Genomic DNA, 16,086 nt, shown 5'->3' on the forward strand with positions numbered 1-16,086 from the left:
ACCCTTTTTAAATATTCACTATAAAATGTAGTGGCTTAAGTCTTTGTCTTTCACAATGCCGGCTAATTGCTTATCCACATAAGCTTTGTCGATAGTAATTTCGCCGGAATTAATGTCATCGGGCACGGCAAACAGCAGTTCATCAAACAGGGATGACATGATAGTATGCAGTCTTCGTGCTCCAATATTTTCTACCGAAGAGTTTACCTCGGCTGCAATGCGGGCAACTTCACGGATGGCTTCATCTGTGAATTTAATACCCACGCCTTCCGTTTTCAGCATAGCGATATACTGCTTGGTGAGCGCATTTTTAGGCTTAGACAAGATGTCTACGAAGTCATCTTCAGTAAGTGAATTCAGCTCTACACGAATAGGGAAACGGCCTTGCAGCTCCGGGATCATATCCGATGGTTTGGATACATGAAATGCACCGGAACCGATAAATAGAATATGATCGGTTTTCACGATGCCGTGCTTGGTATTCACCGCACTACCTTCCACGATAGGAAGCAGGTCACGCTGAACACCCTGACGGCTTACGTCCGGTCCGCCTTTGCCACCGCCAGAAGAAGAATCCTCAGCGATCTTGTCAATCTCATCAATAAACACGATGCCTTGTTTTTGCACACGTTCCAGAGCTTCTTGAACAGCGGCTTCGTGATCGATCAGCTTCTCAGCTTCCTCTTCAATCAGAATTTCGCGGGCTTCGCTGATAGGCAGCTTACGCTTGGATTTCTTTCCGCCTTTGCCTAGGTTGCCCAGCATATCCTGCAGGTTGATGCCCATCTCTTCCATCCCCTGGGGACCAAAGACTTGCATCATTGGGCTTTTACTGGATTTCACTTCGATTTCAATCTCGCGGTCTTCCAGTTCACCATTCCGCAATTTCTCTCGAAAACGTTCGCGGGTGCGCTCGTTCAGCTCGGAATCAGTAGCGTTTTCAGGATTGAAATTATCTGAATCATTATTACTCTTAAACCCAACGCCAGATTTTTTAACCGGAGGAATCAGGATATCCAGAATACGTTTTTCTGCATTTTCACGGGCTTTTTCTTTTACACGCTCCTGCATTTCCTGCTTTACCATACTGATAGCCACATCGGTAAGGTCACGAATCATGGATTCCACATCACGCCCCACATAGCCAACCTCTGTAAATTTGGAGGCTTCTACTTTCATAAAAGGAGCGTGTGCCAAGCGAGCCAGCCGACGAGCAATTTCAGTTTTACCTACACCCGTAGGACCAATTAATAGAATGTTATTAGGTACAATTTCATCCCTGATGTCATCGTCCGAGTTCAGGCGTCTCCAGCGGTTACGCAAGGCGATGGAAACGGATCTTTTGGCCGACTTCTGCCCAACAATATACTTATCCAGTTCGGCTACAATTTGTTGAGGCGTCAGGTTCTTCTCTTCAATAGTCTGCATCTCAGTCTTCATCTTCAATTTCTAAAATGGTGATATTATGATTTGTGTAGATATCGATGTCGGCCGCAATGTGCAGCGCTTCTTCAACGATCTCGCGGGAAGATAATTTCGGAGCATGCTTTAGCATCGCCCGGGCAGCTGATAAGGCATATGAACCACCGCTGCCAATGGTTGCTATCTCATGATCCGGCTCAATAACATCTCCCTGACCGGATATCACCAATGATTTGTCATTATTCATTACAATGAGCAAAGCCTGGAGTTTCTGTAGAAACTTGTCTTTGCGCCATTCCTTAGCCAGCTCTACCGCTGCTCTTTCCATATTTCCGTTGTACTCGTTCAGCTTCTCCTCATACTTTTCAAACAAAGTAAAAGCATCGGCTGTAGAGCCAGCGAAACCGGCTAAAATTTTACCGTCGTACAATTTGCGCACCTTTTTAACGGTGCTCTTCATCACGGTTTTTTCCATTGTGGCCTGGCCATCACAGCCAATAGCCGCTTTTCCGTTGTGGATTACCCCCACAACGGTTGTTGCATGCAATTCTGATAAATTCATTTAACTAAATTTTTTTAAGGGTGTTGAGTCGGGTAATCACAAAAACCAAGCCAACCCTTAATTGGAAGACTTATAGTACTTAGAATTGCTTCTTCCGTTCGAATTGTCATTACGGTCTGACGATCTGTTCCCGCCTCTTCGCTCTTTTTTAGAGATGTCCAGGTTCTCTTTGTTCCCTTTTCCGCTCTCTAATTCTATCAGCTCTCCTTCTCGGTCCAACACTTCTTCAATCGATTCATCACGCATAACAATATCTGTGATGTCAATATCCGAACCTACCAGTGTAGCTTTAAATTCATTCATGGATACCGACTCATCTCCGATAAGCGAAATTTTGATCCAGTATTTCAGCATCCATTTCCAACGTGTGCTGAGCAGTCCTTTTGTCAGAACCGATTTCAGATAAGGATTTACGTAGATATCCACAGCACGGTAGTTGGTACTATGCTTAAACTTGCTCAACCAGATTTCAAGATCGGTAAGGATGGTATCCTGGGTAACTACATTACCGGAACCACCACAAACCGGACATACTTTGGATACGGAATTCACAACGCTTGGGCGTATACGCTGACGGGTGATCTGAACCAGCCCAAAATCACTCATGCCAATTACGTTGGTTTTGGCTGGATCCTTGGCAAATTCCTTCTTCAGCTCATCATAAATCTTCTTACGGTTTTTATCGTCTCTCAAATCAATAAAATCCACAACGATAATACCACCGATATCACGCAGACGAAGCTGTTTGGCCACTTCCCGGGCGGCTTCCAGGTTGGTTTTCAGTGAATTGTCTTCCTGTCGCTGCTTGGCCGCATAAGGACCAGAGTTCACATCTACCACATACATGGCTTCAGTTTGTTCAAAAATCAGGTACCCGCCTGACTTCATGCGCACTCGTGGGCTGAAAATAGAATTCACATCATGCGCTATTTTCATGTAATCAAAAATGTGCTCTTTGCCTTTATACAGCTGCACATTAGGCACCATCTGTGGAGCAATCTGGCTCACATACTCTTTAATTTCACCGTACATCTCGGGATCGTCAATCAGCACCCGGTCATAGTTTTTCGCAAAGAGGTCACGGATCAGACTCTCTGTCATATTCAAATCGCGATAGAGAAGCTCTGGTGGTTTAGCATCGGTTAGGTTGTCTACAATATCTTCCCACTTCTTCAGCACGTTTCTGAGGTCATCTTCCAGGGCTTTTTTATCCTGACCCTGTGCCACGGTACGAACGATCACGCCAAAGCCATCCGGTACCATGTTATTCAGGATTCCTTTAAGGCGACGGCGTTCTTTATAATGGCCAATTTTTTTCGATACCGCGATGTAATCTCCCATAGGAATCAACACCAGAAAACGTCCGGCAATGGTGATATCCGTAGAAATACGAGGACCTTTGGAGCCAATCGGTTCTTTTACAATTTGAACCAACAGCTTTTGTCCGGAACGTAAAATCTTACCCGCCAGTACCTGCTTTTCTACATTGGAAAGCTTGTCTTTTTTCTGCAGGTCATTCTTTGCGTGATTGGGAATGGCTTCTTTACCATTCAGCTTGGTGATGTATTCATCAAGGTGATCTCCGGCATCAGAAAAGTGCAAGAAGGCATCTTTGGGAGTACCCATGTCAATAAAAGCGGCTCGGATACCGCTCATCACTTTGTGTACTCGGGCTACATATATGTTACCAACCGTGCGTTGGTTTTCTTCCGATTCGATGAATAGCTGCGCTAACTCGTTGTTTTCTATAAGCGCAATACGGGTCTGATTGCCCGAAGAGTGTATAATAATTTGATTTTTCATTGAAATTATTCCTTTCCCCAAGGCCGCTGTATCCCCTGCAAACGAACCATCGTCTTAGTTTTTGATGTACTTTTAGTACAGTCTCATTGGTTAGTACGGGGTTAGAAGCAAACGTTCGAGCGGCTGCTTCGGGATAAATATCTGTTAGAATTGCTTTGTTTGAGGATTCCTGTTCGGAATCAGAAAAGAAAATCTGCGTTAAGGCTGTTAAAAATAATGCGCAGATAAAGTAAAATTCGGTGGCAGCATCTTTACAAAATGCGATCACTGATGCCATCAAAGATTGTTTTTGGTATGTATTCTGTGCGAAATGCAATCAAAAATAAATTTAAAAAAGCTTTTAAAAACCGATTTTTACTGTCACTAATATAACTGTGTAAACGGGATAATGTAAACGCCTTTTTCTTTTATGTTAAACTTTTACCCCTCCTGAAAAAACACAAGTAACTGCCTGTAGCCTGCACTTTTAGTCACTAATTCAAAATTAGAGACTTACGTATTCTTTCTTTATGCGTCTGCTATTTCTTCGAACAGCGCATCATAGTTTCTGGTATGGCGCGACCAATCCAGGTGTTTGTTGATGTTTTGAAGGGATGTCTTCGGCAAGGGCTTGGTCTTTCCGGTAAGAAGATCTTTCATGTGATGAAATAACTGATCTTCGCATCCATATAACACAGGGGCATGCAACAAAGGATTGTGCAAGCTTTCAGGAATTAACTCCGGATAGTGCAGGGTATTTGGCACCAACGGATGACAGCCACAATAAATGGCCTCCATTATAGCCACACAGAAAAATTCATAACTGGCGGTAGAAACCACAATATCACCTGAATGCAAGAGCTTGCTATAGTTTTCTTTGTCATCTACGTAGCCGAAGTGCGTGATTTGCTGGCCGTATCGTTTCCAGGCTTTTTCGAATTCCTCGGGCTTTTCATGCTGGGTATCACCAGCCAGAATAAGGTCAAACTTCAGATCAATGTCATTCAGGCGGTTCAGCACTCTAAAAAACATGGCCGGATTGCGATCAAACTGCCAGCGCTGGTTCCATACAATCACGGGGTTCTCATTATTTGCCCGGGTATCCGGCTGCTTATCAAAACTTTTAAGGTCCAGCCCCGGATGCATCACCACACTTTTATCCCGGATTTTTTCCACGGTGTTATACTTTTTCCCATCTGGGAATTTATCCAGGAAGCCGGGAAGAGCTGCAAGCAGATCATCCAAATGAAACTGTGAGGAAAACAACAACTTATCAGCCACCAGCATACTTAGGTAATTGATATAGCAATAGGTTAGGTCCCGGCTCTCCCCTTCCGGAATAGGCCGGGTAAACTGGTTGTCATGCATGTACATAATCACCGGCGTATGCGCAAATCGGGGATTGGTGAGCGCCATGAATGCCGGCAGGTTTGTCATGCTGCTGGTGAGTAACAGGTCAATGTCTTCTTCAACCTGGTTGCTCATTTCGGTCAGCGTCACAGAATCACCATGCATGCGCCACTTCCATCCCTTATAATTTAGTTTTATGGGGATAATATTGTGGCTGGAATACTTCTCCAATCCCTTTAGAAAGGCTTTATGCGAGCCGCTGTAAAATGGTTCTACCGCCAGAATGTTCATGCAAATGGTTGCTTGTCAAAATCAAAAAGAATACTAAGTATAGGAAATTTTTGGGATGAGCGGAGAGGAACATTGAATATCGAACAAGGAAGATCCAACATTAAACTTATCTGGCTGGGAAGATTTCCCCATGCCTAAATTGCAAGTGAATTCGTTTTAACCATCGCACATCCCCCTGCAAAATCAGCGAGCTGATTTTCCGGTCCCTCTTCGAAGAGGGAATTTCTCTTTGGCGAATTCAGATGCATGATATTATCTGAATTCACAGAAGTTTCAGGAGGTAATTTCTGAGTCTTGCACTGCTTGTCTAGTACTATCCAAAAAATCTCCCTTCAAAGGGAGACCGGTTTAGAGCTTCAGGTCTGAACCAGAGGGATGTACGATGGTAAATCTAAGCCCCCAATCTAAATTTCAAAATCCTACGACAAGTCTCGGCTACTTTATCGAAAACGGGCCTCAATCTCATCCAAGGGAATATAGCTGATGGTGGGTTTTTTAAGCGGATCGAGATAAGGTTGCTCGCAAGCGAACAGCTGATCCACCAACGCCTCCATCTCTTCTTCCGATAATTTCTTCCCTCTTGGAATGGCCGCACGAGAGGCAAAAGCAATAGCCAGCTTGTCCCGCGCTTCCAGTTTCACTTTCTGTCCCAAATCCTGGTACTGATGCAACATTGAAACCAGCACCTCTTCCTCGTTTCCAATCTCGATATCGGCTGGTACGCCATTGATCATAGCCGTATTCCCGCTCAGCAGCTGTACCGAAAAGCCCATCCGCTGAATAATGGAATGCAATTCTTTGAGTAGCGCATAATCCGAAGCAGAAAGCTCCAGCGTTTGAGCAAACAGCAGCTGCTGGGTACTGGGCAGCGCTTCTTCAGTGGCATTGATGGCCTTTTCAAAAATAATACGCTTATGAGCCAAGTGTTGATCAATCACCGTAAGCCCGGTACGCGTTTGCGTGAGAATGTACGTATTGTGCAACTGCCAGAAGCCTTTGTCCTGGGCTACTTTCTCTTTGGGCTTGGAGGAATCTTCGTCAGGCTGAAAGGTTTGCTGCTGTGAAGACCCTTGCCCGCTGGAACCGGAACTTCTTCCATACAACTGCTCACCAAACTCGCTGCCACGTCCCTGAGGCATCGTATTTTTGTTGTTGATGCGGGATGGAATCTGGAACCCACCACTGCTTTGAGAAGAAGGTTTGGGACGGTTAAAACTAAAGCCGGAATCAAATCCTTTAGAAGAATCATCACTTAGAAAAGCATCTTCTTCCTGCTGAATATTGGGCACCTGGAAATGCTGGTTCAGCGCACGGTTTACCACCGATCGGGCCAGTTGTATCACGCTGCGCTCGTCTTCAAACTTCACTTCCATTTTGGATGGATGTACATTTACATCCACCTTGGAGGGATCAATCTCAAAAAAGAGGGCGTAAAAGGGATATTCGTTGTTGCGGGTCCACGCATCATACAAACTCAAAATCACATGGGTAAGGTAGCGGTGCTGAAACGGCCTTCCGTTCACAAATAAAAACTGTTCACCACGACTTTTCTTCGCCAGCTTGGGATCGGAAGCAAAACCGTGAATCTTTACATAGCTGGTTTCCTCTTCAAACTCAATTAGGCTGGCTTTGTACGAACTGCCAAAAATCTGGGTAACCCGGTCTTTGAGGTTCTGGATGGGCAGATCGTAGATTACATCGCCATCCGCCTCCACATAAAAGGCCACATCGGTGTTGGCCAGCGATGCATATTGAATAGTTCGCAAGATATGACGCAACTCGGTTACATCGGTCTTCAAAAACTGACGGCGAGCGGGTACATTAAAAAAGAGATTGCGAACGGCTACTGTGGTACCGTCATCTACGGCGGCAGGCTTTACCTCCTTTTCTTCTCCGCCCCAAACTTCAAATTCCCAGCCGTTATCGTCTTCTGCCCGTTTGGTTTTCACTGATACCTGAGACACCGAGGCAATAGACGCCATGGCTTCTCCCCTAAAGCCTAAGGTACGAATACGGAACAGATCGTCCACAGAATTGATCTTGGAAGTGGCATGACGTTCAAAGCACAATGGCAGGTCTTCCTTGCTCATCCCGCAGCCGTTATCAGATACCTGAATAAGGGTTTTTCCGGCATTTTGTACCAGAATCTTGACCTGATCGGCGCCGGAATCGATGGCGTTGTCAAGCAGTTCTTTAACTACGGAAGCGGGTCTCTGAATGACCTCCCCTGCCGCTATTTTATTACTGATTTCTGGGGGAAGCTGATGAATAATAGAGTCGTTAATACGAGTCTCGCTCAACGGATAAAAATTTTTAGGGTGATTTAATTATAGAGAGATAAGGTACACAACCAACGACAGTAACACCGCAAAAAATACAATGGTTTTAAATTGTGCCGGGCGGCGACGCGTGTGGCTTTCAAACTTAATGCGTTTTCTTCTTTTTTCCTTTTCATCCTTCTCGGGATCGTAATACCGATAGGGATAATCGAATTGTTTGGGTTTAGGCCGATGGCCAAACATAGGTTTAATCATAACAACACCTCAATTTTGTGGACTTTGAAGGGCTAACGAACGTATTCCACCATTCGTATTTCAATATACAGAATATGGAAGCGGGTTTCATCTCTGTTTGAGGATTGTGTTGAGAGAAAGAACTATAGCTTTTTTGAACTAAGATTCTGTTAGCACCAACACCTCTCACAAACAAAACAGAAACAACTGTTTTGTTTGATCTCTCCTCAAGGAGAGACTTTACGAGATAGTTTTACAGCTATGAAACTTATGCAAAGTAGGATACAGAATACCACTTCGGATAAGTCCTTCCTTGAGGAAGGTGCCTTGGTTTTGGCTCGCCAAAACCGGCGGAGGGTGTTCGTGCCAAGGTTCAGGATAGCTCAATCAGCTATGATCTTTTCTCCACTGGTTCCACACGCTCTGCGTTGGAACCAACCCCCAAGGCTGACAAATTTATACTGTAAGCTTAGGATGCCTTTTTCTTCTTAAAGGTATTTATCACACCGCCATCCAGAACAGCCTCTCGCTGACGTTCACTCAGGCTGTGTTTTACTTCGTACTCTTTGCCTTTAGTCACATTAATGAGCTTGGCGGTATTGCCACTTTCAATGCTGGCACGGATGTTTTCTGTCTTCAGGATGTCGCCCTGATCGATATCGATGTAATCTTCCTCGTTGGAAAATTCAAAGGGAGGAATACCGAAATTAACCAGGTTTTGCCAGCCAATACGGGCATAGCTTTTAGCAATAACAGCTCGTTGCCCTAAATATCTCGGGGCAATGGCAGCGTGTTCGCGGCTTGATCCCTGTGCGTAATTTTCACCTGCAACTACTACATGTCCTCCATGTTCTTCTTTTGCCTCCAGGGCCCGATCGTGGAAATTTTCATCTACCACATCCAGCGTAAACTTGCTTATTTCGGGGATGTTACTGCGAAATGGCAAGACTTCTGCTCCGGCCCTCAGGATTTCATCAGTGGAGATATCGTCATCCATCTTCAGCAATACCGGTACTTCAAAATCACTTAAACCGTCAAAATCAGGCATAGTGGAAATATTTGGTCCTTTTTTAATCTCTCCGCGCTCTTCTTTGGGAACAGGTGCTTTCAGCATTTCGGTATTCACAATGGGATCGTCAAGCTCCTCAAACCTGGGATATTTCAAGTTGTAGAGCTCTTCCAAATCCCGAGGATCGGTTATCTTCCCGGTCAAGGCAGAAGCTGCTGCTGTTTCAGGGCTTACCAAAAATACTGAATCCTCTTTGGTACCCGACCGATCCGGAAAATTCCGTGGTACCGTACGCAAGCTGTTTTGTCCGGAAGCGGGAGCTTGCCCCATACCTATGCAACCGTTACAGCCAGCCTGGTGAATACGGGCCCCGGACTGAACAAGGTTAAACATCACGTTATTCTTCACCATGTTCTCTATAATTTGCCGTGAAGTTGGGTTGATATCCCACGACACATTTTCATCCACATTACGCCCCTTCACAATTTCAGATGCCATCCAAAAATCGCGGTAACCCGGATTGGCTGACGAACCTACGTACGCCTGATAAATGGGTTTTCCTTCCACTTCCCGCACTGGCACCACATTACCGGGACTGCTGGGCAGCGCAATAAGCGGCTCTACATCATCCAGAATCAGTTCTTCATATTTATCATATTCGGCGCCTTCATCTGCTACTAGTTCTACAAACTCATCGCCCCTGCCTTGCGAGGTCATAAACCGGCGAACTTCGCCATCGGCTGGAAAAACCGTTGACGTGGCACCCATCTCCGTCCCCATATTTGCAATCACATGGCGATCCATGGTAGAAAGATTTTTGAGACCTTCACCAAAATATTCAATCACATACCCGGAGGCACCATCTACATTATAACGACGGAGCATTTCCAGCACCACATCTTTGGCACTTACCCAGTCAGGCAGATTGCCTTTCAATTCAACCCCAAGCACTTTGGGCATTTTCATGAATAAAGGTTGTCCAGCAATTGCAAAGGCTACATCCAGTCCGCCTGCACCAATAGCCAGCATGCCCATGCAACCGGAAGCCGGAGTATGACTATCGGAGCCCGCCAGAGTTTTACCCGGAATGGCAAAACGTTCCGTTTCAATAGGATGACTCACCCCATTACCCGGGCGACTAAACCACATCCCAAATTTCTCGGCCGCTGACTTCAAAAACCGGTGGTCATCGGGGTTCTTATTGTCTGTCTGCAGCAAATTATGATCTACATACTGGCAGGATAATTCCGTCTTTGCATCCTCCAGTTCCATAGCTTCCAGCTCCAGCATCACGAGGGTTCCGGTGGCATCCTGTGTGAGTGTCTGGTCAATCTTGATCCCTATTTCTTCCCCGGGCGTCATTTCCCCTTCAACTAAATGATCTTTAATCAACTTCTGTGTTACGTTCAGTGGTTTACTCATAACGGTATTCGGCTTGTTCAGTATTTCATTACATTCACTATCTACAACTTGCTGAATGGCCAAATGGTTCAATTTTTATGAAGCTTACAACAGAACAGCTATTTGTTAAGTACATGCCTCACATTAGGAAATGGTGGTTCTCCATTATCTGCCTGCCCTTCTGCTGGTTTCTGGTCCATCAATACTGGATGGCGCTGAAGTGGGAAATCTCCTTTGCCTGGCTTTATGATCATCCTCTCTTGCTTTCTCCCATCTTTGTTATGGTTGATACTTTTTTGCTGATCATTCATGAGGCCGGTCATACTTTTTTCGGCTTTTTCGGATCCCGTTTTATTGGGATTTTGGGCGGTACGCTTTTTGAAATCCTATTGCCCTTTCTCATTTTTATATATGGATATTGGAACCGGAATCGCATCGTTGCACAACTGGGGCTGCTGCTTACTGCCTTCGCCTGGATTGAATCCTCCGCCTACGCTGCCGATGCCGTAGCCCGACGCATGCCGCTCATCGGCGATCTCCCCAAATCCGCCCACGACTTCTACAATCTCCTTATCATGCAAGGCATCCTGGATCATTATATGACCGTAGCCTGGGGCATGTACTGGATCGGCATCATCACGCTTATTATCTGTCTGATTTGGCCATTGCTGGAGCCTGAAAATTACGAAGAGGTGAAACTGGATATTGATTTGTAGGGTTGGATGGTTTAATGAAGCTGGATGTCCGTTGGCGCCAATTCCCGAACACTTCGATATTCAATATTCCTTGTTCAATATTTGATATTCCTTTGCGGGATGTGCCCGGTTTTTGATTTATTCCCGAGAATTCGGGAGCGGTGGGTGTTTGTTCGAGGGGCTTGGTTTTGTATAAAGGATACTGTGAATTTGCCTAAATCAATTACCGAAGCTATGTCACCATCGCACATCCCCCTGCAAAATCAGTGAACTGATTTTCCGGTCCCTCTTCGAAGAGGGATTTTCTCCTTTCAACTTTTCCTTATTTAAGTTGATAGTTTTTGGATCTGAGTTCCTCATAACTTGTGGTGTAATTTGTGAAAATTCTCCCTTTGAAGGGAGACCGGTTTAGAGCTTCAGCTCTAAACCAGAGGGATGTGCGATGCGCGATTCGAAGAATACAGTCTACAACAAGTTCACTTCAATGTTCAAAGTTGAATGTTCCTTGTTCAATGTTCCAGCGGGCTCGACACACTGCCCCAAACTTTTTATATTTCCGGGTATGAAAACCGTTGCATTTGAGACATTAGGATGCAAGCTCAATTTCTCGGAAACATCCTCCATGCGAAGAGATTTTGCCAACCGGGGATTTGAGATTGCCGAATTTGACGAAGAGGCAGATATCTATGTCATTAACACCTGTTCGGTGACCCAGAGTGCCAACAGTACCTGCCGGCAAACCGTGCGGCAGGCCTTACGACTTAACCCGGATGCCTTTGTGGCGGTGGTAGGTTGTTATGCCCAACTGGAGCCCGAGGAAATTGCCGAGATTGAAGGCGTTGATGCCGTGCTGGGGACAAAGGACAAATTCAAACTGTTGGATCTGTTTGATGATTTCGCCAAGCGGGAAGAAACCATCATTCACAGCACTGATGTTAACGAAGCGGTCGACTTCCACAACGCTTTTTCTTCAGATGACCGCACCCGCGCTTTCCTGAAAATACAGGACGGCTGCAATTATAAATGTTCCTTTTGTACCATCCCGATGGCCCGCGGAAAAAGCCGGAGTGCCAAAATTGATACCGTGGTGCGTAATGCTCGTCAGCTGGTGGATGAAGGATTCCGTGAAATCATCATCACTGGGGTAAATGCTGGTGATTTTGGAGCGGGAACTGATGAGGATTTCTTCCAATTGCTACAGGCACTTGATGAGGTCGACGGACTGGAGCGCCTTCGTGTTTCTTCCATCGAGCCGAACTTGCTCCATGAAGATATCATCCATTTTGCCGCTGAGTCTAAGAAACTACAGCCGCATTTCCACATGCCGCTTCAAAGTGGCAGCGACGAAATGTTAAAGCTAATGCGCCGTCGGTATCAAACTGATTTATATCTAAGTCGCGTTGAGCTGATTCGTGAATTAATGCCTGATGCCTGTATTGGGGTAGATGTGATTACTGGTCACCCAGGCGAAACGGATGAACTTTTCCAGGAATCCTATTACTTCATTGATAGCCTGGACATCTCCTACCTGCACGTGTTTACCTATTCCGAACGTCCTAATACCCATGCACTCACTATCAAGCCGGTAGTGGATCACGAGGTACGAAAAGAACGCACGCATAAACTGCGGCAGTTATCAGCCAAAAAACGCTTTATCTTTAACGAACGCTTCATCGGACAAAAGCGACCCGTTTTATTTGAGGAAGAAAATAAGAACGGCTTTATTCATGGGTGGACCGATAATTATGTGCGAGTAGCCGTACCTTTTAGTCCCCGTTTAGGAAATACTATACAGGAAGTTACTATCGGTAAGCGCAGCGAAAATGGATTTTACTTTGGCACGCTGCCGAAAGATATTGTCCAAGAAGAACAAGTAATTAAAGAACTCATAGCCTATGAATGATCCCCAGGAATTTATAGAACGTGCCTCCCGCTTTATTAAGCAGCAACGAGATATGTATGGGGATTTTTCCGTGGATATTGAATCACAATCTGTAGTTGCTGCAGAAAAAGAGGAAGCGGGAACAGCTGCTGTATCAAAAGAAGTAAGCCACAGCAGTGAAGTGAAAAAAAGCCCGGCAACCTCCAAGGGATCAGACGCCATCACCCCAGAGGAAAAAGAACAGAAAGAGGAGCCTCTTACCACTGCCCAAAAGATTGCACGCTGTGAAACTTTGGAAGAACTTCGGGCATTGTGTGAACAGGCCGAGGAATTGCATACCGATCTGAAGGGAACCAATCTGGTGTTTGGAGTGGGGAATCCCAATGCCAATTTAATGATTGTGGGCGAAGCGCCGGGTTACAACGAGGACCAACAGGGAGAACCGTTTGTAGGTCAGGCCGGGCAGCTGCTGGATAAAATCATGGCGGCAATCAACTTTGAGAGAAAAGACATTTACATTGCCAATATCCTGAAACATCGCCCGCCCAATAATCGAAATCCCAAAGCAGAAGAGCGCGAACGCAGCCTCCCCTTTCTGCTGCGCCAAATTGAGCTGATTGATCCAAAACTCATCTTGTGTGTTGGGAAAGTCTCCGCTACCACCTTATTAGATAAGGAAACCTCGCTTAGCAATCTGCGTGGAAAATTCCATGAATTCCATGGCCGGGAATTGATGGCTACTTATCACCCGGCGGCTTTGTTACGAAATCAGCAATGGAAGCGACCTACCTGGGAAGATGTGCAGAAACTGCGCAAACGTTACGACGAATTGGTTGGCGAGTAGGTCGAATAGATTTATCCGACCTTGAATCCATCGGTTTGGAACGCGGATGACACGGATAAAACGGATCATCACGGTTTTATATGTGAACAAGTATTAGTGAAGAGTGCCCAAATTTTGGTACAGATCATCGCCTAAAAAATATTGGGGCAAAAATTTTCCTTTCCAAGTTCAGTGTCTTTTTTACCAATATTTTGCTCCTATGGAGCAGGATGGTATCCCAAAATTATAATTGTAGTAGAAACCACTGAACTTAACACCAGCTCTTCCCTCACCATATCACCATATCACCATATCACCATATCACCATATCACCATATCACCATATCACCATATCACCATATCATAAAATTGTGGATAACTATGTTGACAACCGGTGTAAAATTTGTTCAAAAGATTTTCAATTAGGTTTCAATTTATAGCTATTTTGAAAGTTCGAAAAAAGTCAATGTTTTAGATTCCAGTCTCACTTTCATTCATGGCGAAGAACAACGGTTCCAATTATAGTAATAAGTATCAGAAGGACGATTCCAAGGTATTGGAAAAAGAAGGCCGGGTACCTCCCCAGGCTGTAGAAGTGGAAGAAGCCGTACTGGGAGCCATGCTCATTGAGCACGGCGCTGCTACCATTGCCTTGCAGATGCTGAAGCCGGATGATTTCTACAAAACGGCGAATCGCCATATTTTCGAGACGCTTTCCAATCTGTATGAACGTGACAATCCGCTGGATTTGCTGACGGTAGAAAACGAGCTCAAGGACAACAACCTGCTGGAAGTTTGTGGTGGCCCTACCTACTTGTCTGACCTGACCCGCTCGGTTTCTTCTTCAGCCAATATTGAATATCACTCACAGATTATCATTGAAAAGGCCATCAAGCGGAACCTGATTCTGGCCAGCAATGATGTGATTAAGGAAGCCTACGATACCACATCGGATGCCTACGATGTTTTGGATCACGCCGAGCAAAGCATATTCGATCTCTCCAACCAAAAAAGTCGTAGTAGCGCCGTTCCCGTTGAAAAATTACTGAAGGATACGCTCTCGTACCTGGAAGATCTTCGTGGCAAGGATTACGGCATTACCGGGGTGCCGACCGGACTGGCTATTGACGATATGACGGCCGGCTGGCAAAAAGGAGATTTAGTGATTATTGCAGCGCGCCCTTCCATGGGTAAAACGGCTTTTGTATTGACGGCTGCCCGGAACGCCGCCATGCATCCGGATGAAAACCTCCGAACGCCCATCGCCTTGTTTAGTTTGGAGATGTCAAATCAGTCCCTGGTGCAACGTTTGCTTACCATGGAAGCTCGGGTTCGTGCCGATGAAGCGCGTAAGGGAACCTTGAAAGACGAAGATTTCCGCCGCCTCATTGATGCCGCCAGTCGCTTATTCAGTGCTGAAATTTATATTGATGATACTCCGGCAATCAGCTTGATGGAGCTGCGTACCAAATGCCGTCGGCTCAAAAGTGAAAAAGACATCGGACTGATTGTAATTGATTACCTGCAGCTGATGCAGGCCAATTCCAAAGACATCGGTAATCGTGAGCAGGAAATTGCGACCATTTCCCGTGGACTGAAAGGACTAGCTAAAGAACTGGATGTGCCCGTAATTGCACTGGCGCAGTTGAGTCGTGCCGTGGAGCAGCGTGGTGGCGACAAGCGTCCACAGTTGAGTGACTTGCGTGAATCCGGATCTATTGAGCAGGATGCTGATATTGTGATGTTCCTCTATCGCCCGGAATACTATGGTATCACCACAACGGAAGAAGGACAATCGACTACCGGTCTTGCCGAAATAATTGTAGGGAAGCAGCGTAATGGTCCCGTGGGCAGCAAGATGATGTATTTTGTGAAAGAATATGCCCGCTTTGAAAACCTGACTTCCGCCAATAACGATAACCCCATGATGGGGGATGGTGGAGGCGGCAATAACAACGGCGGACCTTCCGGCGGCAATGAAGGTGGCGGACCTCCACCCCTGCCGCATAATCCTGCCCCGGATGAGGATGCACCGTTTTAGTGATTAGGTTTTAGATGTTAGGTGCAAGGTTTTAGTTTTAAGATTTTTTGCCCTTAGCACCAACACCTCTCGCAAACAAAACAGGAACATCTGTTTTGTTTGATCTCTCCTCAAGGAGAGACTTATCCAGTAGGTATTACAGCTACGATACCTAAGATAATTTTTGATATTGAATTCAACTTCGAATTAGTCCTCCCTTGAGGGAGGTGCCGGGTTTTGGCTTGCCAAAACACGCGGAGGGTGTACGATGGTTAATAATGGCTCTATCCCCTAATGCATCCCCTGCTTACAAAAAATGCATGCACCACGTCCTGT

The 16,086-nt window shown here is 45.6% G+C and carries 11 protein-coding genes; 4 read left to right on the forward strand and 7 right to left on the reverse strand.

The window, feature by feature from the left end:
- Positions 1–18: 18 nt before the first annotated feature.
- The 7 genes from hslU to FN815_RS17805 all read right to left on the reverse strand — a co-directional run bounded on the left by hslU (position 19) and on the right by FN815_RS17805 (position 10,351).
- Positions 19–1,440, reverse strand: a complete 1,422-nt coding sequence (gene hslU, locus FN815_RS17775) for an ATP-dependent protease ATPase subunit HslU (protein WP_246075352.1) — start codon at positions 1,438–1,440, stop codon at positions 19–21.
- Complete coding sequence (gene hslV, locus FN815_RS17780) at positions 1,430–1,984, reverse strand: ATP-dependent protease subunit HslV (RefSeq protein WP_142456182.1); 555 nt, start codon at positions 1,982–1,984, stop codon at positions 1,430–1,432. The genes hslU and hslV overlap by 11 nt, the downstream gene beginning before the upstream one ends.
- Before the next feature lie 57 nt (positions 1,985–2,041).
- Complete coding sequence (locus tag FN815_RS17785) at positions 2,042–3,787, reverse strand: Rne/Rng family ribonuclease (RefSeq protein ID WP_142456183.1); 1,746 nt, start codon at positions 3,785–3,787, stop codon at positions 2,042–2,044.
- Positions 3,788–4,294: 507 nt separating this feature from the next.
- A complete protein-coding gene (locus tag FN815_RS17790; RefSeq protein WP_142456184.1) occupies positions 4,295–5,407 on the reverse strand; it encodes a tRNA-queuosine alpha-mannosyltransferase domain-containing protein in 1,113 nt (370 codons plus the stop codon).
- Between the two features lie 440 nt (positions 5,408–5,847).
- On the reverse strand, positions 5,848–7,707 hold the full coding sequence (gene mutL / locus FN815_RS17795; protein ID WP_142456185.1) for a DNA mismatch repair endonuclease MutL: 1,860 nt from the start codon (positions 7,705–7,707) through the stop codon (positions 5,848–5,850).
- A gap of 27 nt (positions 7,708–7,734) precedes the next feature.
- Positions 7,735–7,941, reverse strand: a complete 207-nt coding sequence (locus FN815_RS17800) for a hypothetical protein (protein WP_142456186.1) — start codon at positions 7,939–7,941, stop codon at positions 7,735–7,737.
- A 448-nt stretch (positions 7,942–8,389) separates the two neighbouring features.
- Positions 8,390–10,351, reverse strand: coding sequence for an aconitate hydratase (locus tag FN815_RS17805; RefSeq protein WP_142456187.1), 1,962 nt, complete (start codon positions 10,349–10,351; stop codon positions 8,390–8,392).
- 77 nt (positions 10,352–10,428) lie between these two features.
- Between FN815_RS17805 and FN815_RS17810 the strand changes: the two genes are divergently transcribed.
- The 4 genes from FN815_RS17810 (at position 10,429) to dnaB (ending at position 15,771) form a co-directional block, all read left to right on the forward strand.
- A complete protein-coding gene (locus FN815_RS17810; RefSeq protein ID WP_142456188.1) occupies positions 10,429–11,046 on the forward strand; it encodes a hypothetical protein in 618 nt (205 codons plus the stop codon).
- Positions 11,047–11,587: 541 nt separating this feature from the next.
- Positions 11,588–12,928 carry a tRNA (N(6)-L-threonylcarbamoyladenosine(37)-C(2))-methylthiotransferase MtaB gene (gene mtaB / locus FN815_RS17815; RefSeq protein WP_142456189.1) on the forward strand — a complete coding sequence of 447 codons (1,341 nt, stop codon included), beginning with the start codon at positions 11,588–11,590 and terminating at the stop codon, positions 12,926–12,928.
- Entirely contained in the window at positions 12,921–13,751 is an 831-nt protein-coding gene (locus FN815_RS17820; protein WP_142456190.1) for a uracil-DNA glycosylase, read from the forward strand. The genes mtaB and FN815_RS17820 overlap by 8 nt, the downstream gene beginning before the upstream one ends.
- A gap of 475 nt (positions 13,752–14,226) precedes the next feature.
- Positions 14,227–15,771 carry a replicative DNA helicase gene (gene dnaB / locus FN815_RS17825; RefSeq protein WP_142456191.1) on the forward strand — a complete coding sequence of 515 codons (1,545 nt, stop codon included), beginning with the start codon at positions 14,227–14,229 and terminating at the stop codon, positions 15,769–15,771.
- Positions 15,772–16,086 lie beyond the last annotated feature (315 nt).

The organism is Gracilimonas mengyeensis (genome assembly GCF_900182705.1).
Lineage (GTDB): Bacteria > Bacteroidota > Rhodothermia > Balneolales > Balneolaceae > Gracilimonas > Gracilimonas mengyeensis.